This is a genomic window from Candidatus Poriferisocius sp., assembly GCF_965204015.1.
GTDB lineage: Bacteria > Actinomycetota > Acidimicrobiia > Acidimicrobiales > Bin134 > Poriferisocius.
In genome coordinates this window covers 1,385,457-1,402,540 of sequence record NZ_OZ241965.1, presented here as the reverse complement: position 1 = coordinate 1,402,540, position 17,084 = coordinate 1,385,457, and the positions used below count along the sequence as shown (strand labels likewise).

18 protein-coding genes and 1 riboswitch are annotated in these 17,084 nt (G+C 65.2%); of the genes, 5 read left to right on the top strand and 13 right to left on the bottom strand.

The features are described 5' to 3' along the window. Positions 1–26 precede the first annotated feature (26 nt). Positions 27–272, top strand: coding sequence for a hypothetical protein (locus ACOGJC_RS06300; RefSeq protein ID WP_419847660.1), 246 nt, complete (start codon positions 27–29; stop codon positions 270–272). Here the strand turns inward: ACOGJC_RS06300 and ACOGJC_RS06295 are convergent. From ACOGJC_RS06295 to ACOGJC_RS06280, 4 genes are all read right to left on the bottom strand, one after another. Next, entirely contained in the window at positions 269–2,017 is a 1,749-nt protein-coding gene (locus ACOGJC_RS06295; protein ID WP_419847659.1) for an ATP-binding protein, read from the bottom strand. The genes ACOGJC_RS06300 and ACOGJC_RS06295 overlap by 4 nt on opposite strands. 72 nt (positions 2,018–2,089) lie before the next feature. Then, positions 2,090–3,433: a type II toxin-antitoxin system HipA family toxin gene (locus tag ACOGJC_RS06290; protein WP_419847658.1), complete on the bottom strand. Its 1,344-nt coding sequence runs from the start codon at positions 3,431–3,433 to the stop codon at positions 2,090–2,092. After that, complete coding sequence (locus tag ACOGJC_RS06285; protein ID WP_419847657.1) at positions 3,420–3,686, bottom strand: helix-turn-helix transcriptional regulator; 267 nt, start codon at positions 3,684–3,686, stop codon at positions 3,420–3,422. Before ACOGJC_RS06285 ends, ACOGJC_RS06290 begins: the two co-directional genes overlap by 14 nt. A gap of 138 nt (positions 3,687–3,824) precedes the next feature. Further along, positions 3,825–3,968, bottom strand: a complete 144-nt coding sequence (locus tag ACOGJC_RS06280; protein WP_419847656.1) for a hypothetical protein — start codon at positions 3,966–3,968, stop codon at positions 3,825–3,827. Positions 3,969–4,323: 355 nt separating this feature from the next. On the opposite strand from ACOGJC_RS06280, the gene ACOGJC_RS06275 reads away from it, so the two are divergent. After that, complete coding sequence (locus tag ACOGJC_RS06275) at positions 4,324–5,601, top strand: Fic family protein (protein WP_419847655.1); 1,278 nt, start codon at positions 4,324–4,326, stop codon at positions 5,599–5,601. A 740-nt stretch (positions 5,602–6,341) separates the two neighbouring features. On the opposite strand, the gene ACOGJC_RS06270 is transcribed toward ACOGJC_RS06275, so the two are convergent. Both ACOGJC_RS06270 and ACOGJC_RS06265 read right to left on the bottom strand, forming a co-directional pair. Continuing rightward, positions 6,342–6,815, bottom strand: coding sequence for a Panacea domain-containing protein (locus tag ACOGJC_RS06270; protein ID WP_419847654.1), 474 nt, complete (start codon positions 6,813–6,815; stop codon positions 6,342–6,344). A 273-nt stretch (positions 6,816–7,088) separates the two neighbouring features. Next, on the bottom strand, positions 7,089–7,775 hold the full coding sequence (locus tag ACOGJC_RS06265) for a hypothetical protein (protein ID WP_419847653.1): 687 nt from the start codon (positions 7,773–7,775) through the stop codon (positions 7,089–7,091). Positions 7,776–7,986: 211 nt separating this feature from the next. Between ACOGJC_RS06265 and ACOGJC_RS06260 the strand changes: the two genes are divergently transcribed. From ACOGJC_RS06260 to ACOGJC_RS06250, 3 genes are read left to right on the top strand one after another with little or no spacing between them, the layout of a single operon-like run. Further along, entirely contained in the window at positions 7,987–10,017 is a 2,031-nt protein-coding gene (locus tag ACOGJC_RS06260) for a HelD family protein (RefSeq protein WP_419848204.1), read from the top strand. Positions 10,018–10,021: 4 nt separating this feature from the next. Further along, complete coding sequence (locus tag ACOGJC_RS06255; protein ID WP_419847652.1) at positions 10,022–10,420, top strand: pyridoxamine 5'-phosphate oxidase family protein; 399 nt, start codon at positions 10,022–10,024, stop codon at positions 10,418–10,420. Positions 10,421–10,422: 2 nt separating this feature from the next. Next, a complete protein-coding gene (locus ACOGJC_RS06250; protein ID WP_419847651.1) occupies positions 10,423–11,091 on the top strand; it encodes an O-methyltransferase in 669 nt (222 codons plus the stop codon). On the opposite strand, the gene thiD is transcribed toward ACOGJC_RS06250, so the two are convergent. The 7 genes from thiD to thiC form a co-directional block, all read right to left on the bottom strand. Then, the gene (gene thiD, locus ACOGJC_RS06245; protein ID WP_419847650.1) at positions 11,072–11,839 is read right to left on the bottom strand and encodes a bifunctional hydroxymethylpyrimidine kinase/phosphomethylpyrimidine kinase; all 768 of its coding nucleotides are present in this window, start codon (positions 11,837–11,839) and stop codon (positions 11,072–11,074) included. The two genes, ACOGJC_RS06250 and thiD, sit on opposite strands and share 20 nt — an antisense overlap. Next, the gene (locus ACOGJC_RS06240) at positions 11,839–12,348 is read right to left on the bottom strand and encodes a thiamine phosphate synthase (protein WP_419848203.1); all 510 of its coding nucleotides are present in this window, start codon (positions 12,346–12,348) and stop codon (positions 11,839–11,841) included. The genes thiD and ACOGJC_RS06240 overlap by 1 nt, the downstream gene beginning before the upstream one ends. A 115-nt stretch (positions 12,349–12,463) precedes the next feature. Then, on the bottom strand, positions 12,464–13,234 hold the full coding sequence (locus ACOGJC_RS06235) for a thiazole synthase (RefSeq protein ID WP_419847649.1): 771 nt from the start codon (positions 13,232–13,234) through the stop codon (positions 12,464–12,466). Beyond that, positions 13,235–13,423, bottom strand: coding sequence for a sulfur carrier protein ThiS (thiS, locus tag ACOGJC_RS06230; RefSeq protein WP_419847648.1), 189 nt, complete (start codon positions 13,421–13,423; stop codon positions 13,235–13,237). Then, positions 13,420–14,601 carry a glycine oxidase ThiO gene (gene thiO, locus ACOGJC_RS06225; RefSeq protein ID WP_419847647.1) on the bottom strand — a complete coding sequence of 394 codons (1,182 nt, stop codon included), beginning with the start codon at positions 14,599–14,601 and terminating at the stop codon, positions 13,420–13,422. Before thiO ends, thiS begins: the two co-directional genes overlap by 4 nt. Next, positions 14,594–15,211 (bottom strand): thiamine phosphate synthase, encoded by a 618-nt coding sequence (gene thiE / locus ACOGJC_RS06220; RefSeq protein WP_419847646.1) that lies wholly within the window; start codon positions 15,209–15,211, stop codon positions 14,594–14,596. Before thiE ends, thiO begins: the two co-directional genes overlap by 8 nt. Then, positions 15,208–16,962 (bottom strand): phosphomethylpyrimidine synthase ThiC, encoded by a 1,755-nt coding sequence (gene thiC, locus ACOGJC_RS06215; RefSeq protein WP_419847645.1) that lies wholly within the window; start codon positions 16,960–16,962, stop codon positions 15,208–15,210. The genes thiE and thiC overlap by 4 nt, the downstream gene beginning before the upstream one ends. After that, positions 16,953–17,063, bottom strand: a riboswitch (TPP riboswitch). (Overlaps the previous gene by 10 nt.) Positions 17,064–17,084 lie beyond the last annotated feature (21 nt).

Here is a 17,084-nt window from a genome sequence, read left to right as displayed (position 1 = left end):
TGCCCCTCAACAAAATGGAGAGGACATTGAGCGCGACCGCTGCAACTACACCTCACGACAGCCCTTACCTGACACCCGGAGACATCGTCACCATTGACGGCATCTCCGGAGGCCCGCTCCAGGTGGGCCGCTACCTGCGAGTCAACGACTATGTGTACGTCGATGTGACCGACAGCGAAGACTGTCGGCTGGGCGTGAAATCCAAGCTAGCGGAGTTCGTTGTCAAAATTCATCCCACCGGCACACCCCTCGGCCCCTGCGGCCTGTGCTAGGGGGCGGGTTGGTATTGCAGCAGGGTTGATTGGCCGACGATGTCGATGACGCGCACGACCGCTTCTCGTCCGTCGGCGTCGGTCAAGTGCAGGTCTTCATTGAGTCGGAAGTTCACCGGCTGCTGGAGGCCTTGGTTGATGGAGATGTTGTCGGCGTAGAGATAGGAGCGGTCGAGGCTGTCGAGGATCGGGTTGAGCCGTCCCGACAGGATTGGCAGGTGGCCGGCGTCGCCGGCGACCACCACCGAGCCTCCGCCGGGCAGGGGGGAGAGCTCCAGTCTCAGGGGCCCTTCGGATGGAACCCAGTCGCTGCTGTGGCCCGCGGTGTGGCCGTCGATGCCGGCGAACACGGTCATCGGCAGGTGGGTGGAGTGGAGCTCGACGTAGGCGATGCCGTCTTGGTCTGTTTTGGCCTGCTTGCCGGTTTTGTTGGGGAACAGCGCCAGAACGTCCACGCCCGATAGCGGCCGCCCCTCGCATACCACCGCGATTGAGGCCTGGTCGGGGTCGGCCTCCAACCTCGCGGCTGGAATGGTCAGCAGCAGTTCGGCTTCGTTGATGAGCTTGTATTCGGGCCATTGCCCCGACAGCTCGTGGGTCTTTTCGAAAATGATCGGCACGCCGTCGCCGCGGCGCTCCAAGAAGTACTCCCGGTCGTGGGCGCCGAGCGCGTCGGGAACCGGTATTCGCCCCAGAACCGACGTGAGCACCTCGTTGCGAGTGGCCTGGCGCTCGGCCATGCTCTCCACCGACAGGTTGTTGGGCAAGCTGCCGGGGGAGGCGACCTCAAGGCGGTCCTCGAACATGGAGACCCGGATTCGGCTCCCGCGGATGGAGTAGTCGCGGTGGGCGACCGCGTTGACGAGTGCTTCGAAAACGGCTTGCACGCTGTATTGGGGCAGGTCTACCCGTCCTGGGGCCTTGCGGGATGCGACCCTCATGTTGCGAACGACGAACTTCAATGCCTGATCCACCTGCTGGGCGATTGGGCCGGTGATGGTCTGGGCGTCGAGTTGGCCAGAAGCCCGGCCGGCGCCCCGGTAGTGCGTGGCGGTGATCTGAGCCTGGGGCAGCCAGTCGTGGGGGTTGGCGCAGCACAGCAGGATGCCGGCAACGGTGGCCCGGAAGACACCGTGGTCGTCTTTTGCCAGGAGGTTGAGCTTTCCCAGGGCTTCTTGGGGCTGTGAGGCGCTGCGTATCGTCAACAGCGGTTTCCAGAGCGCTTCTTGCAGCGTCGCGAAGCCGGTGTCGGCCATGGTCTGCTTGTCGAACCCGATGAACCGGGATTGGCCTCGCCGTTGGGCCAGGCGCAGTTGCTCGTCGCTGTTCATTGGCTGCTTCTTGCTGCCGACCCGCTGGTAGTGCCCTCCCGGGCTCTTGTGCAGCGAGTGGCCCTCAGCCACCTCGACGAGCAGAAAGGCTCTGTCGTCTAGCTGTTTGCGGAGGATGACCGGCGAGATGTAGGGCTTGATCGAATCGGCGCAGGCCGGGGCGACCACCATTTCGACGGCGTCGAGCTGGGCGCGGGTCATGCCTTGGATGGCGCCGTCGTCGGCAACGCCGCAGAGCATCACTCCGCCGGTCGCATTGGCGAGGGCGGCGAGCTCGTCAGCCAGGTCGTCCTGCGATGGCTCTTTGGGCTTGTCCCCGGAGAACTTGACCTCTTTGAACTCCCAGCGGCTGTCCTCGCCAAGGCGGAGCTGGGATCTGATCTCCTGGTCGGATAGATCCCCGAGCGCTGCCATTCGCCCAGTCTACGAGAGGTAGTGATATCTAGTCGCGCCGTTCAGTCTCGCAGGACGCTTCGGCATCGGCCCTTATGCGAGGGGGACCTGGCCTGGGGTGATGCTGGGGGCGCTATGGGGTGTGCCTATGGCGGCTGAGACGCGGGCGCATGCCCGCGCTCTGGCCTCAGTGCGTTCGAGGAGTACCTCCACGACTTCGCTCCCGGAGAACTCTGAGGGAATTGAATTCGCCGCGGCTTCCAGTGCTTCCGGCACTTGGGAGGCGAGGTGCTCGGCTCTCGCGACGGTCTCGTCGCCATCAAGCCCTAGTGCTTCGCCTGTCTTTTGCCATGCAGACTTGCGGTCGCTCTTTCGCAGCGTGTAGCCGCTGCCGGTCTTCATGGCCAGCTTGGTTTTGGGAAGCGCTCCTCTGTCGGTTTGGTAGGGCAGCCAGGATGCGATGTCATACAGAGGGGCTAGAGCGACGGCGTTGCCCTCCAGGATGAGGCTGTAGTTCTTGGCATGGGCATCAGTGCCGGCAATGACCCAGTTGAAGATCAAGGCGTCTCGGAAAGTTTGGACGTCTCGGTCGGGTGTGGTGCTGCGCTGGCGGATGATGGTTCCGATGTCTTTTGGAGTGGGCCCTCCGTCGGATTGGTATTTCTTGGAGGGGGGGATGCCGAGGGCTTGGCACATGTCCTCTTGGTGGACGCGCCTGCAGGTGCCATCGGATTGGCTGATCCTGTCGTAGCGGGTGATGACGAGGCACTGGACACCGCCGATCTCGGTGATGCTGGTGCTTGCCGCCCGCAGCCCGATCCTCCCGGCTGCCGCCATGCAGATGTGCTCGTTGAGTGCCTGGTCTTTGAGATGGGAGATGGCTGGCTTGATGATGTGGGTTGTCGGCTCGTTCCCCCATGGAAAGCCCCATTCTCCGTCTTGGAACCGGAGAGCGGTTTTCGCCTGGGCGCCTGCCAACGAGAACTGACCCGTGGTCCGGCTGCCCTGCCATGTCGAAGAGGCCAAAGCGAGCGAGGAGACCAGCAGCGCTAGCTCTCTTGGCTCCAGCCGCTCGACCCCCCCTCCGCGGTCCAAGGCCTTCTCCAATTCATCAGGCGGGCAGAATTGGACCGCGCCGGCGCAGTCCAGACCCATCGGCGTGGCGAGCAGGTCGAACGAGGATCTGCCTTGGGCGCCGAAGAACAGGCGTTGCTGTCTCACCACCGCGGGGTTGTCGGACAGCAGGCCATCCATCCAGGTTGAGACCCTGGGCAGCGGGTAATGGCCGTCTGTTTTGGGCATCCCCACTGAAAGGGGCACACCTCCGCTGGCGAGGTATTGGGCTGTGTAGGCCAGCCCGGATCGGCCATCAGAGCGCGACACATCGGCGGCGTGTTTGCCGCCTATCAGCACGCTGAGCGTCTCAACCGCCGGCATCGGGGTTTCCCGAGTGCGGGATCATCGAGAGGATGTCCACGGGCTCATCGGAGATGCTCAGCGAGCATCCGAGGGTACGCAGCACCCGGAAGACCAACCCGACCTCGACGGTGGGTTTGCCGTTCTCCGCGTCGGACAGCCACGGAGCTGACACGCCAGCCATTCGGGCTAAGTTCTTCTGCGTGAGCCCCTTCTCCTTGCGGAGATGCCTGATCGCCTGGCCCAGCTGGCCTGGATGTACCATCTGCTCCATATTCGCTCCCGTAGCCGTTCGTTTATATTAGCGACCTGATTTCAAAATATCAACGAGCGGCGATATCGCGCCCTACGAAACGGCGGAACCGACGGGTATCGGGCGAGTCTGTGACCGTGGTCGGGGTGGGGGGGGGGGTTATTGGGCGGGGGCTAGGCAGGTGGCGTCTATGTTGTCGGCGTAGAGATAGGAGCGGTCGAGGCTGTCGAGGATCGGGTTGAGCCGTCCCGCCGTCGCCGCCGCCGGGGGGCAGCAGTCGACCGCTCCGTGCGGTGCTGGCACTGGACCACCAACCTCCCCCTAGGCGTGGACTGGTGAGGCATCTTCACCGGGTTGTACGTCTCAGTCGTCTAACCCCCCAAAGCCAACACACCCCCCACCACCGCCCGCGCCACGCTGAAGATAACCGTAATCCACCCATTTGTGGCTATTCGCTGTTGAAATACGGCCCAAAACTGGCCTTTAATAGTCGTAAGTGGTCGTGTAGTGTGGATTCAGCGGTATAAGTGAATGCGAGCGAGGAGGCTGGATGGGCCGGTATGTGACTCAGGTTTGGCCGCCGGGCACCGAGGGACACGAGTACGGGGCGTACATTCCGCATCCCTTACGGGGATGGAGGCCAGAACTCAGCAGACGCGTGCTGGACAGGATTGCCGCGGCCGGCGCCGACATCTCCCACACAGTCAGCACCAGCGCCCAAGACGTCTCTTATCGGTGGGCGGCGGCCAGCATCATGGCCCAAGGGGAGAGCCTCAGCTCCAGCGCCATCGAGGGCATCTACGCCAGCCTCGAAGGCATGTCTATGGGGACCGATGGGGCCGATGCCGCGAACAGGGCGGCCCTGGGCAACTGGGAGATGGCAGAACAGGCCGTGTCCATCGCCGAAGATGGCGGCCCCATCGCGGTGGACGACATCCTCGGTCTCCATTCGACGCTGATGGAGAAGTCGGATACCCCTCACCTTGCCGGAGAGCTCAGGCGGGGGCCTGTGTGGGTCGGAACCCCGGTTGCCGCCGGGATGGGGCCGATAGGGGCGCGGTTTGTCGCTCCACCGGCAGGAGAAGTTCGGCCGCTGCTCGACGATCTCGTCGATTACATCAACCACAGCGACCATGAGCCGGTGCTTCGGGCTGCTGTTGTCCACGCCCAATTCGAGTCGATCCACCCGTTTCCCGATGGCAACGGAAGAACGGGCCGGGCGCTCATCCCGATTGCCTTGTTCAGCGGAGACAGCGGAGACGCCTTGCACCTCCCGATAAGCAGGGCATTGCTGGCCGATCGCAACGCCTACTACGACTCCCTCCACAGCTTCCAGCGATATGAGGGGCCGCCTGACGATCCCATCCGGTCTGCGAGTCTGGAACCCTGGATCGAGGTGTTCGCCGACAGCGTCCAGCGAGCGGCTGAACAGGTGAGAACCGCCGCCCACCTGACCGGCGACCTGATGCGAGACTGGCGGAACCGCCTGGGAGGCATACGGCCAGACTCCGCGGTGTGGAAGATCGCCTCCGCAATGGCCTTTCGGCCCGTATTCACTGCTGAGTCCGTCGAATCGGAGCTCGGCGGCGAAGCGTCGATGTCGGCAATCAGGAGAGGAATCGCCCGTCTGCGCCAAGCAGGGATAGTCCAAGAGGTCGGCCGGTCGGGGAGAGCTCAGGTGTACAGGGCCGCCGAGATCATCAGCCTGGCAGAGAACGTGCTCGGGCTGAGCGAGGCCACATCCGGCGGACTGGCGACCAGAGCGGAGGACTATGCGGCCCTGCGGGACCTCGCCGACAACGCTGCCAGCGCGGGAACCAGGGATCCCCGGACGGATCGTGCGACAACCGCCTGGCAATGCACCCACCGGGGAAAGCGGACAGAGAAGCGATGCACCAGGTCCTACGGCCACAAGGGCCAACACCGCTACGACTGACCCGACACCACCCCGGGCTTTATGCAGTCTGTTTTGTGTGTTTCGGCTGAATCGTGGTGGTGGGGGGGGGGTTATTGGGCGGGGGCTAGGCAGGCGGCGTCGATGTTGTCGGCTAGCGCTGTGGCCCCTGATGGTGCTTTAGGGGGGAGTTGACAAAGGAAACGCCAGTTTTGTCACTTGTTGGATGCGGTGTCGTGCATGGGACAGGTCGTCGCCTAACCTCCCGGTCGGCTGGTGCCTGTCTTTCCTAGAAGGCGAGGGATGTGGGGATTGTCTCATGTGCCTTTCGGCTCGGTCGGATAGACGGTGTGTCTGGGATCCCACCAGATCGCTTGGAACACGCCCTGCTTCCTGAATCCCCAAAGCCTTTGCTTGTTGCCCAGTCTGAAGCGGTACAACCAGTCGGTATCGTCCTCTAGCTTCAATATGGACAGCCTTTTTCGAGCATCGGCATCAATGCTGTCTACGTGCTGATAGTGGTGCTTTTGGCCTCTGCTGTCCCGCTGCTGAGCGATCTCTGGCCATGACAGCGAGCACATGTCACCTATGAAGTCCAGGATCTGCGCCTTGTGCTGCTGTGAGACTCGGGCCCAGGACCAAGGCCCGTCCTTGTCGATGTAGCGAAATGAGAATGAGGGGTGCCCCTCGTCTGGATCTTTGCCGAGGCCGGTGGCGGTCTTCCTGGGTTCGACTTTGCGCGCGGCTGTTCGTGGCGCGCTCCTTTTTGGGGCCAAATTGGATCAGTTCCAGTTGATCTCTGAGACGAGGGTCGCTTCGTCGTTTGCGCTCAGGGCCGTGTAGTAGTCCCTGATCCGTTCCTTGCCGATGGTCTGCCCGCTTCGCTCTGAGGCCCCCAGGTCACCCCTGGCATCCCTCCAAGGGTCTTCACTGTGGGTGAGCCTGGAAAGCTGATGGCCCGCCAGCGATCCGTAGTCTGCCAGGACGTCGTCGATTATCCCTGCCGCCTGCTGGGGCACGTTGTGGGGATCGCCGCTTTCCCACTCGTCAACTGAGAAGCACCCCCGGTGCTGGTCGTAGATTTCGTATACCACCGGTCCGTTCGCCCAGGCTTGGAAGTCGGCATCAAAGAGCGGCTCCTCATCCCACACCAGGTGCCACGCCTGGCAGTAGTAAAGGAGCTTCTGGAGCTTCATCGTGCTCATCTTGCCCTGCTTCGACAAGACATAAGCGGCTACGTCATTCACATTTGCCATCGCCAACTCCCTGCCTCAGCCGTGGTTTCACTTTACCCAGCGGACCGAGCGTAACGGGTGCATGAACATACTCTAGCCGCATTTCCATGCGTGAATGCAATATATTGAAATATACGGTAAAAAACTGTCACTCCGATCTGCATACTGGCGTACATGCGAAGCAAGCCACTCATATCAGACCGGCAGTGGGGTCTCATCTCTCATCCAGCCCAGTAGAGCGGCGGAACCGACGGGTATCGGGCGGCGAGTCTGTGATCTTGGTTGGGGGGGGGGTTATTGGGCGGGGGCTAGGCAGGCGGCGTCTATGTTGTCGGCTAGCTGCTGGTGTAATGGGGCGGCTTCGTTGCCTGCGGGCCATGGGGGGTAGTCCATGAGCCCGGCGGCCTCGACGTCGGCTTGGGCTTTGTCGGCGACGGCGTGCAGCGCTCTCACCACCGGTGCCGCGCCGGCGTCGTCGATGGCGTCGTACACCTCTTCCAGAACGTCGAACAGGGCGAACAGGGCCAAATCCCGCCGCCCGATGGCCGCGGCGTGCTCTTCGGCCGCCGCAGCCTGAGCGGGCTGGGCGAGCCATTCCTCGAACTCGTCGTCCCAGTCGCTCCACTGGTCGAAAGCGCCGCTGTCGGGGTTCAGCCATGACTCATCAGCGGACACTGCGGCGACCACAGCCGACTGGCAATCGGCTACCTGCTCGGGCGCTTCGGGCGGGACCGTCGAAGGTGCCTCAGGCGCAGGCTCGGTTACGGGCTCGGTTGCGGGTGCCGGCTCGGTTGCGGTCGGGGTGGTGTCGAAGTCAAGCGTAGGAGGCTTGAGCGGCGCCGCAGTGGCGTCGGTGTCCGGCTCGGGCGCCTCAGCGGGGATTGCTGCCGGCAACTTGGCGGCGGGCACAGCAGCGTCGGAGCCGCACCCTGCGAACAGGAGCGCGGACGCGGCGGTGACCGCCACAAGGATTTTCGGCATCCGACTAGCATATATGTAGCAGTCCGCCGTGCCCCGGGTCGCTGACCGGCAAGCCCGAAGCCCATTTGTATTAGACTTGGATGTTCACTGATTTTGAACTGAGTCTGAGGAGTCTCCGATTCATCCCGATCACACCGCGGAGCAGACATATATCGATCGGGCCCACCAAGCCCTCGAATCGGCCCGGGAAAGAGCCCTGTCATTGAAAGACATGGTGGAGGTGGGCGCCGGCGGTACTCACCAGGCCCGTTATGAGCGGGAGATCATCTGGGACTCCATCAGCACCCGCCTCGGAGCACTCGACATCGGCGATGCCTCGTTGGTGTTCGGCCGACTCGACTGGATTGAGGAACAGGGCGGCGACCAGCTTTATGTGGGCCGAGTGGCGGTGTGGGACGACGATCAGGAGCCAGTGACCATCGATTGGCGGGCCCCGGCCGCTGAAGCCTTCTACCGGGCCACCGGGAGCGAGTCCATGGGCCTGTCCCGACGTCGCCACTTCGTCACCCGGGGCCGGGAACTGCTGGGGGTGGAAGACGAATATTTCGGCGACCGCAATGGCCGCGGCCGCCTGCCCCTGGTGGGAGAGGCCACGCTACGAGCCGGTCTTGAGGCCGGGCGCACCGGCCGCCTCGCCGATGCGGCCGCCACCATCCAGATCGAACAAGACGCCATCATCCGCTCCCCATTGCCCGGCGTGCTAGTGGTGCAAGGCGGCCCCGGCACCGGCAAGACGGTGGCCGCCCTCCACCGAGCCGCCTACCTGCTCTACACCCATCGCTTCCCACTCGAGGGCCAGGGGATGCTGGTGCTCGGGCCCAATCGGCTGTTCCTCACCTATATCGAACAAGTGCTGCCGTCGCTGGGCGAAGCGGGCGTAGAGGTGTCGACGCTGGCCGACTTGCTTCCCACCATCCGGGTCAAGGGACTCGACGCCGCCCGGGTGTCCCGCATAAAGGGCGACCTGCGCATGATCTCGGTGCTGCGCCGGGCCCGCCGAGACCGCCAGCGGCCGCTGCGCACCGATCTGGTCATGGGCTTGGGGCTTCGGCGGCTCCGGCTCACCGTGGACCAGAGCGCTCAGATAGTCAACCAGGCCCGGAAGCGGTTCCGCACCCACAACCGGGCCCGCCGCTACATCGAAGAGCAGGTGTACCAGCACCTGGCCGACAGCGGTGCTCGTAGCAACGCCCCCGGTCCCGATGTCGAGACGGTGCGGGAGCAGCTTCACGGCAGCATCGAGCTGCGCGAGGCTCTGGAGTGGATGTGGCCGGTGCTCACCCCGGCCCACTTCCTTCACGACTTGTTCGGCTCGCGGGCCCTGCTCCGCTCCGCGGCGGGCTCTGGGCTGACCCCCGAAGAGACCAAACTCCTCTATCGGCCTCGAGCCGACCACGCATCCGAAGTGGTGTGGACGGCCGACGATGCCTCCCTGCTGGATGAGGCTCTGGCCTTGCTGGGGCCGCGCCCCGGCCATAGGCAAACCGACTCGGTGAGAACCTACGGACACATCGTGGTGGACGAGGCCCAAGACCTATCGCCCATGCAGCTCAGGATGATCAGCCGTCGCTCGCTGAACGGGTCGATGACTGTGGTGGGCGACATTGCCCAAGCAACCTCAGCGTGGGGGCACGACTCCTGGGACAGCGTGATCGAGCACCTACCCGGCGACAAAGAACCCAGCTTCGCCGAGTTGACCATTGGCTATCGCCTGCCCGAGCCCATCATGGAGGTGGCCGCCCGGGTGCTTGACGCCGCGGTGCCCGGCTTGATCCCACCCCGGTCGATTCGCACCGAGGGAAGGCCTCCCCGGTTTGTGCCTGCCTTTGGCAATCAAGCCGTGACCGGCAACGGCCAGGGCCGCGAAAACGGCCACAACAGCCTGCTGGCGGCGGTTGTCCATGAAGTGAAGTCGGAGTTGGACACGCTAGCCAACGGAAACCTCGCGGTGATCTGCCACACCGCCCAGGCCGACGCCATTTCTGAGGCGCTCATCGCGGCCGAAGTCGATCACGGTCTGGTGTATGAGCGGGGCTTGGAGTCTCAGGTGACCATCGTCCCGGTGGAATTGGTCAAGGGCCTTGAGGTGGACACCTCCATCGTGGTGGAGCCCGCCGACATCTGTGAGAAGCTCCCCAAAGGGATGCGGGCCCTGTATGTGGCGATGACCCGGGCCACCCAACGCTTGGTGGTTGTGTATTCCCGGCCTCTGCCCGAACCCCTGCGTGCCCAGGAGGTATGACCAGATGGCCCACGATCCCCGCAGCCTCACCGATGAGATGAACGGCTTTCTCCAAGACCGCCATCTGGCCTCGCTTACCGTGCTGCGCCCCGACGGCACCCCTCATGTGACCCCGGTGGGGTTCACCTGGGAACCCGCCACCGCCACCGCTCGCATCATCACCTGGGCCGGGGCCAAAAAAGTGCGGCTTTTGGAGGCGGCCCAGGGAGGACGAGCTGCGCTGTGTCAGGTGGACGGCGGCCGGTGGGTCACCTTGGAAGGACACGCCACCGTCACCGCCGATCCTGATGAATGCGCCGACGCGGTGGCCCGCTACGGCGAGCGCTACAGCCCGGCCAAAGACCGGGGCGCCGATCGGCGGGCCATACTCATTGCCGTGGACTCAGTTATGGGACGGGCCTAGCCGTGAACCCTAAGAGCATCGGCCTCAGCGCCAACGTGCAGGAGTACTTGGTGGCTCACGGTGCAGGCATCGATCCCGTAGCCCAGGAGCTCATCGACGTCACCGCTGAGTTGGGCGGTATTTCCGCAATGCAGATCGCCCCCGAACAGGCCGCGTTCATGACCATGCTCACCCGCCTGCTCGACGTGCGGTACGCGGTGGAAGTCGGTACGTTCACCGGCTTCTCGGCCCTGTCCATCGCCCGAGGGCTGGCTCCGGGCGGGCGGCTTCTGTGCTGCGACGTGAGCGGTGAATGGGTGAGCGTGGGCCGTCCCTATTGGGAACGGGCTGGGGTGGCCGACCGAATCGAGGTGGTGATCGCTCCCGCGGCCGAGACCCTGGCCGCTCTGCCCGATGATCCGCCCATCGATCTGGCTTTCATCGATGCCGACAAAGCCTCTTACCCCGTCTATTACGAGGAGATCCTGCGCCGGCTAAGCCCCCGGGGGATCATCCTGGTGGACAACGTTCTTTGGGGCGGCCAGGTAGCCGACCCCGACGCCGACCTCGAAGAAAACCCTGGCACCGCCCACATTCGAGAGTTCAATACCTTAGTGGCAGCCGACCCTCGAACTGCCCAAGTAATGCTCCCCATCGCCGACGGCCTCACGCTCATAACTCTGGCCCCATAAGGTGCGCCACCGGCCCACGGCCAGCGCCCAAATCCCATTCGGCTGAACGCTCGATACAGACGCGGACAAAATCTTTGGCGCCCACGATGGCATCCAAGGGCTCCATCCCCGCGGCCAATGCCGCAGCCACCACCGCCGAAAACGTGCAGCCCGTGCCGTGGTCGTTGGCGGTATTGACCGTCTCGCCAGGCAGTTCATGCCATCTATTGTCATGGTGTATCAACTCGGTGGCGGTAACTTCTCCAGTCACCACCAGCCAGCCGGGACAAAGCCGCCCCAACTTGTCGGATGCCTCCAGTCCGGCCACCTCTTGGAGCACCGTGGCCTCACGGGCGTTGGGAGTAGCCACGGTGGCATGCGCCAACAGCTCCAGGTAGAGGGCCTCGGCACCGGCATCGAGCAACCGGGCACCGGTGGATGACACCATCACCGGGTCGACCACCAGGTTGGGGAGCCGTCCGGCCGCCGCGTAATCGCCCACCACGGCGATGATGTCCCGGTTGGCCAGCATCCCGGTCTTGACCGCAGCCACGGGCAGGTCGTCGAGTACCGAGTCGAGCTGCTGGGCCACGAATTCGGCGGGAACGGGGTGAACTCCCTGCACCCCTACGGTGTTTTGGGCGGTGACCGCAGTGATTGCGGCCGTCCCATGAACCCCTAGGGCAGAAAACGTGGTCAGATCGGCGGCGATTCCCGCACCCCCTGACGCATCCGACCCGGCCACGCTCAGCGCCACCGGAGGGTTCATCACGAGTGCCATTCGGCCAGCAGGGCAGCAATGGTCTCGGAGGGGTCAGGGCTGCGGGCCACCGCCCCTTGCACCGCCACGCCCGCCGCTCCGGCGTCCCGGCAGGCAGCCACTCGGCCCCGGTCAATCCCCCCGAGGGCGTATACCGGCACGTGGGCCTGTCGAGCGATCCGGCCCAATCCGGCCAACCCCAGCGGGGGCCCATAGCCCGGTTTCGACTCGGTCTCGAATACGGGAGAGATGATCACGTAATCCACCCCGTCGAGCTCGGCTTGGCGCACATCGTCCAACCCGTGGCACGACCTGCCGACGATGCCGTGGTACGACTTCGGAAACCGGTCGAACCCGGCCAGATGCACTCCGTCGGCCACCGGGTCGATCATCGACGCCAAGATGAGGCAGTCGGTATGGTCTCTCATGAGCTTGGCCAGCTCGCGCCGGATCTGCGGAGGGCGGTCTTTGGCCCGGAAGATCACCGCCGGGGCGCTCACCACCACATCGGTGAGCACAAGCAATTCAGAGGCCAGCGCCCGCTTCGGGCTAAATGGCCGACGGTGATCAGAACTCGGTCGAGGTGCGCGAACGGGGCGCACTCGGTCTTCCCTTCGACCGCGGCGACGCGGGTCAGAACTCGGCACGGCCCTGGTCGGAGGTCGAGGCTTCGGCGCCGAAGCGTTTGGGAATTCGCCCGGCCAGCCGGGCCAAACGTCCGCCTTCAACAGCCAGCCGCATGGCGGTGGCCATCTGCTCTGGGTCTCGAGCTCGGGTGATGGCCGAGGCCACCATGACCGCGTCGCAGCCCAGCTCCATGGCCAAAGCGGCGTCGGAGGCGGTGCCGATGCCTGCGTCCAGCACCACCGGCACCGACGACTGCTCCACGATCATCTCGATGTTGTGGGGGTTGCGGATGCCCAATCCCGAGCCGATAGGCGCTCCCAGCGGCATGACCGATGCGCACCCCAAGTCTTCTAGGCGGCGGGCCAGTACCGGGTCGTCGTTGGTATAGGCCATCACGGCGAAACCGTCGTCTACCAGCGTTTCTGCCGCCTCCACCAGCTCGATGCCCTCGGGCAAAAGGGTGATGTCGTCGGCGATCACCTCCAGTTTCACCCAATCGGTTTCGAATGCGTCTCGGGCCAGTTTGGCGGTGAGCACCGCGTCGGCTGCGGTGTGGCATCCGGCGGTGTTGGGTAACACGTCGAGGCCGAGTCGGTCGATCACGTCCAGAACCGACCCGGTGGCTTCGGGCGACACCCGGCGCAGCGCCACTGTGACCAACTCGCACTCCGACGCGGCCAGCGCTCGTTCCAGCACGGCCAGATTGGGCGCCCCCCCGGTGCCGGTGATCAACCGGCTGGTGAAGCTCCGCTCAGCCACCGTCCACGAGTCGCCCACTTATCCCCCTTTGGCCGCTTCGAGGATCTCGACCCGATCGCCCTCAGCCAACTGCGCCTGGCCCCACCGGCTGCGAGGGACGATTTCCCGATTCACGGCTACGGCAACCCCTCGCTGGTTGGGGGCAAGTGCTCCGACCGTGCAGTTGGCCGGCACGTCTCGAGCTTCCCCGTTCACCACGATGATCATGCCGGTACTCCGCTGAGGGGTTCGGGGTCTGGGGTGTGAACTCCCGGTTTGGTATCGAACCGATTGGGGCTGAACGCAGCAAGGTCTACCGGCGGCTCGCGGCCTTGAACCAAGGCGGACACCGCGGCCGCGGTGATGGGTGCGGTGAGGATGCCGTTGCGGTAGTGGCCGGTGGCGTACACAATGCCGTCGTCGCCGGTCCCGATGATCGGGGCATTGTCGGGAGCACCGGGGCGCAGCCCGGCCCACGTCTCCACCAAGTCGATCTCGCTCAGTCCGGGAAGCAGCGCCAACACATCTCGGAGCAGCTCGTAGACGCCGCCCGCCGTCACCCGGGTGTCGAAGCCCTGCTCCTCTTGGGTGGCGCCCACCACGATCTCGCCGTCGCTGCGGGGTACGGCATACACGCTCGATCCCCGCACCACCCCCCGCACCGGCAGCCGCAATAGTCCCACTGGCCCGCTCAACCGGAGGATCTGTCCCTTGATGGGCCGGATGGGCACTCCGAGCAGTCGGCCGGTCCAGGCCCCGGCGGCTACCACCACCTGTTGGCAGTCCAGCACCCGTCCGTCGTCGGCCACCACCCGGTTGCAAGCCAACTCGGTGGCTGAGACTGGGATCGTGGGCACCCGGCGGAGCAGCTCGGCCACCACCCGGCGGGGGTTTGCCTGGTGGTCGAGCGGGGAGTACACCCCGCCCCGGACCCCGGGGGCGAGCAGCGGCTCACGGTTCCGGCACTCTCGGCTGCGGAGCCGTTCCACCGGTAGGCCCTCCTGCTCGTGCAGGTCGCCCAGATTGTCGAGCAGCGCCTTGTCGTCGGCGTCGTAGGCCGCCATCAGCATCCCGTTTCGGCGGTAGTCCACCGCATCGGCCCCCAAGGCCTCGGCGAAGGCCGGCCATGCCTGGCTGGCGGCCAGGTTCAGGCGCAGGATGTGGCTCTCTCCCCAGTAGGCCTCGTGGATGGGGGCCAGCATTCCCGCCGCCGCGTGGCTGGCTCCGGTGCCCGGGGCAGGGTCGAGCACCACTACTTCGGCACCGTCCCGATGAAGCTGCCAGGCGGCCGACAGCCCGATGATGCCGCCGCCCACCACTATGACGTCGGGGTTTGGGGGGACGTCGGGGTTTGGGGGGACATCGGGCCTCGCGGGGACGTCCGGCGTGGCGGGCACCTCAGGCACCGAGAGCCTCCAGCAGCTCGGTGGTGGCGGCGGCCGGGTCGGCGGCGTTGGCCACCGCTCCGATCACCGCCACCCCGTGGGCGCCGGCGTCCAATAGCTCCGGCACCCGGGCAGCGGTGATCCCGGCAATGGCGATCACCGGGATGTCCACGGCGGCGGCTACCTTCTCCACCCCGGCCGGCCCTAGAGGCTCGGGGAGCCCGTCTTTGGTGGCGGTGGCATACACCGGTCCGACCCCCACGTATGAAGCCCCATCGTCTTGGTGGCGAAGAGCCGTGTGAGGGTCGCGGGCGGTGCCCCCCACCAGCCGGTTGCCACCGAGCAGCCGTCGCAGCACCGCCACTGGCAGGTCGTCGGCCCCGCCGTGAACCCCGTCGGCCCCCGCGGCCAGGGCGATGTCGGCCCGGTCGTTCACGATCACCACGGCCTGAGACCTCTGGGCTGCGGCCACAATGTGCTTGCACTCTGACAGCAACTCGGCATCGCTCGACCCCTTGATCCGCACTTGCACCGCGGGTGCTCCACCTCGAAAGGCGGCATCGGCCAATGAGGCGCAGTCGGCAATGACATGCAGCCGGGGGACGTGCAGCTTGGGAACATGCAGGGTCACGATCCGGCCGAGTAGATCTCGGCGCCCCTGTCCCGGAATTCGTCGGCTTTCGACTTCATTCCCAGCTCGATGGCCACCGATTCGTCCACTCCCTGGCGGGCGGCGTAGTCCCGCACGTCTTGGGTGATCTTCATGGAGCAGAACTTGGGGCCGCACATCGAGCAGAAGTGGGCGGTCTTGGCCGGCTCGGCCGGAAGAGTCTCGTCGTGGTACTTCAGCGCCGTCTCGGGGTCCAGCGACAGGTTGAACTGGTCGGCCCAGCGGAACTCGAAGCGGGCCTTCGACAGAGCGTCGTCCCACTCTTGAGCCCCCGGATGGCCCTTGGCCACGTCGGCGGCGTGGGCCGCGATCTTGTACGCGATCACCCCATCTTTCACGTCGGCCCGATTGGGTAGGCCCAGATGTTCCTTGGGGGTGACGTAGCAGAGCATGGCCGTGCCGTACCAGCCGATGTTGGCTGCTCCAATGGCCGAGGTGATGTGGTCGTAACCGGGGGCAACGTCGGTGGTAAGCGGGCCCAGCGTGTAGAAGGGGGCGTCTTGGCACCACTCCTGCTCCAGGGTCACGTTCTCCTTGATCTTGTTGAGCGGCACGTGGCCCGGCCCCTCGATCATCACCTGCACGTCGTGGGCCCAGGCCCTTCCGGTGAGCTCGCCCAGCGTCTGGAGCTCGGCCATCTGGGCGGTGTCGTTGGCATCGGCAATCGACCCCGGCCGAAGGCCGTCGCCCAGCGAGAAGGCCACGTCATAGGCCGCGAAGATCTCGCACAGCTCGTCGTAGTGGGTGTAGAGGAAGTTCTCCTGGTGATGGGCCAGGCACCAGGCGGCCAGAATCGAGCCGCCCCGACTGACGATCCCGGTAGTGCGCTCGGCGGTCAGCGGCACGTAGCGCAACAGCACCCCGGCATGGACGGTCATGTAGTCCACTCCCTGCTCGGCCTGTTCGATCACCGTGTCGCGATAGATCTCCCAGGTGAGCTCTTCGGGCTGCCCATTGGTCTTCTCCAGGGCCTGGTAGATGGGCACGGTGCCGATGGGCACCGGCGAGTTGCGGATGATCCACTCCCGGGTGGTGTGGATGTCGGAACCGGTGGACAGGTCCATGACTGTGTCGGCCCCCCATTTGGTGGCCCAGGTCATCTTCTCCACCTCTTCGGCGATCGACGATGTGACCGCCGAGTTGCCGATATTGGCGTTGACCTTGGTCAAGAACTTACGGCCGATGATCATCGGCTCCGACTCGGGATGGTTCACGTTGGCCGGAATGATCGCCCGGCCCCGGGCTACCTCGGAGCGCACCAGCTCGACGTCGAGCCGCTCACGGGTGGCGATGAACTCCATCTCCGGGGTGATCTCCCCCCGGCGGGCGTAGGCCATCTGGGTCACCGCCGCGCCCCTGGCCCGAAGCACCGGGTGGCGCTCGCCCAAGAACGGGTCGGAGGCTTGGCCGGTGCGCACCGCCCGACGGCCGTCGTCGCGGGGATCGACAGCTCGCCCCGCGATCTCGGTGGTGTCGTCCCGCTCGGTGATCCAATCCAGCCGCAAGGGTGGCAGTCCCACCTTGGGGTTGGATCCGGGACCGCTGGTGTCGTACAGCAGGAACGGCGGTTCCGGTTCGGTCAGGTTCACCTGGGTGAACGGCACTCGCACATCAGGCCGCTTGCCGGTCACATACACCTTCTCCCGAGCAGGCTTTTCGCTGGGTGGGGAGCCTTCCTGGTTCGGCGCGTTGCCGTTGGTGCTCTCGCTCATCATCATCTCCCTTCGCCGGCGTTATCCGGATCAGGTTCAGCGGTCGGTGCCAGCGGACACCCTCTCAGCCCGACGATCCTCGAGCTCCCGCGTGGTTGTCACCCCTATCTTGTCACAGGCCG

Excerpts from the sequence above, each read along its gene's own strand:
- thiC (WP_419847645.1), bottom strand. The coding sequence starts at position 16,962 with ATGAGCGAGAGCACCAACGGCAACGCGCCGAACCAGGAAGGCTCCCCA.
- thiD (WP_419847650.1), bottom strand. The coding sequence starts at position 11,839 with ATGAACCCTCCGGTGGCGCTGAGCGTGGCCGGGTCGGATGCGTCAGGG.
- thiS (WP_419847648.1), bottom strand. The coding sequence starts at position 13,423 with ATGATCATCGTGGTGAACGGGGAAGCTCGAGACGTGCCGGCCAACTGC.
- ACOGJC_RS06265 (WP_419847653.1), bottom strand. The coding sequence starts at position 7,775 with ATGCCGAAAATCCTTGTGGCGGTCACCGCCGCGTCCGCGCTCCTGTTC.
- ACOGJC_RS06290 (WP_419847658.1), bottom strand. The coding sequence starts at position 3,433 with ATGCCGGCGGTTGAGACGCTCAGCGTGCTGATAGGCGGCAAACACGCC.
- ACOGJC_RS06255 (WP_419847652.1), top strand. The coding sequence starts at position 10,022 with ATGGCCCACGATCCCCGCAGCCTCACCGATGAGATGAACGGCTTTCTC.
- ACOGJC_RS06295 (WP_419847659.1), bottom strand. The coding sequence starts at position 2,017 with ATGGCAGCGCTCGGGGATCTATCCGACCAGGAGATCAGATCCCAGCTC.
- ACOGJC_RS06260 (WP_419848204.1), top strand. The coding sequence starts at position 7,987 with ATGGTGGAGGTGGGCGCCGGCGGTACTCACCAGGCCCGTTATGAGCGG.
- ACOGJC_RS06285 (WP_419847657.1), bottom strand. The coding sequence starts at position 3,686 with ATGGAGCAGATGGTACATCCAGGCCAGCTGGGCCAGGCGATCAGGCAT.
- ACOGJC_RS06270 (WP_419847654.1), bottom strand. The coding sequence starts at position 6,815 with ATGGCAAATGTGAATGACGTAGCCGCTTATGTCTTGTCGAAGCAGGGC.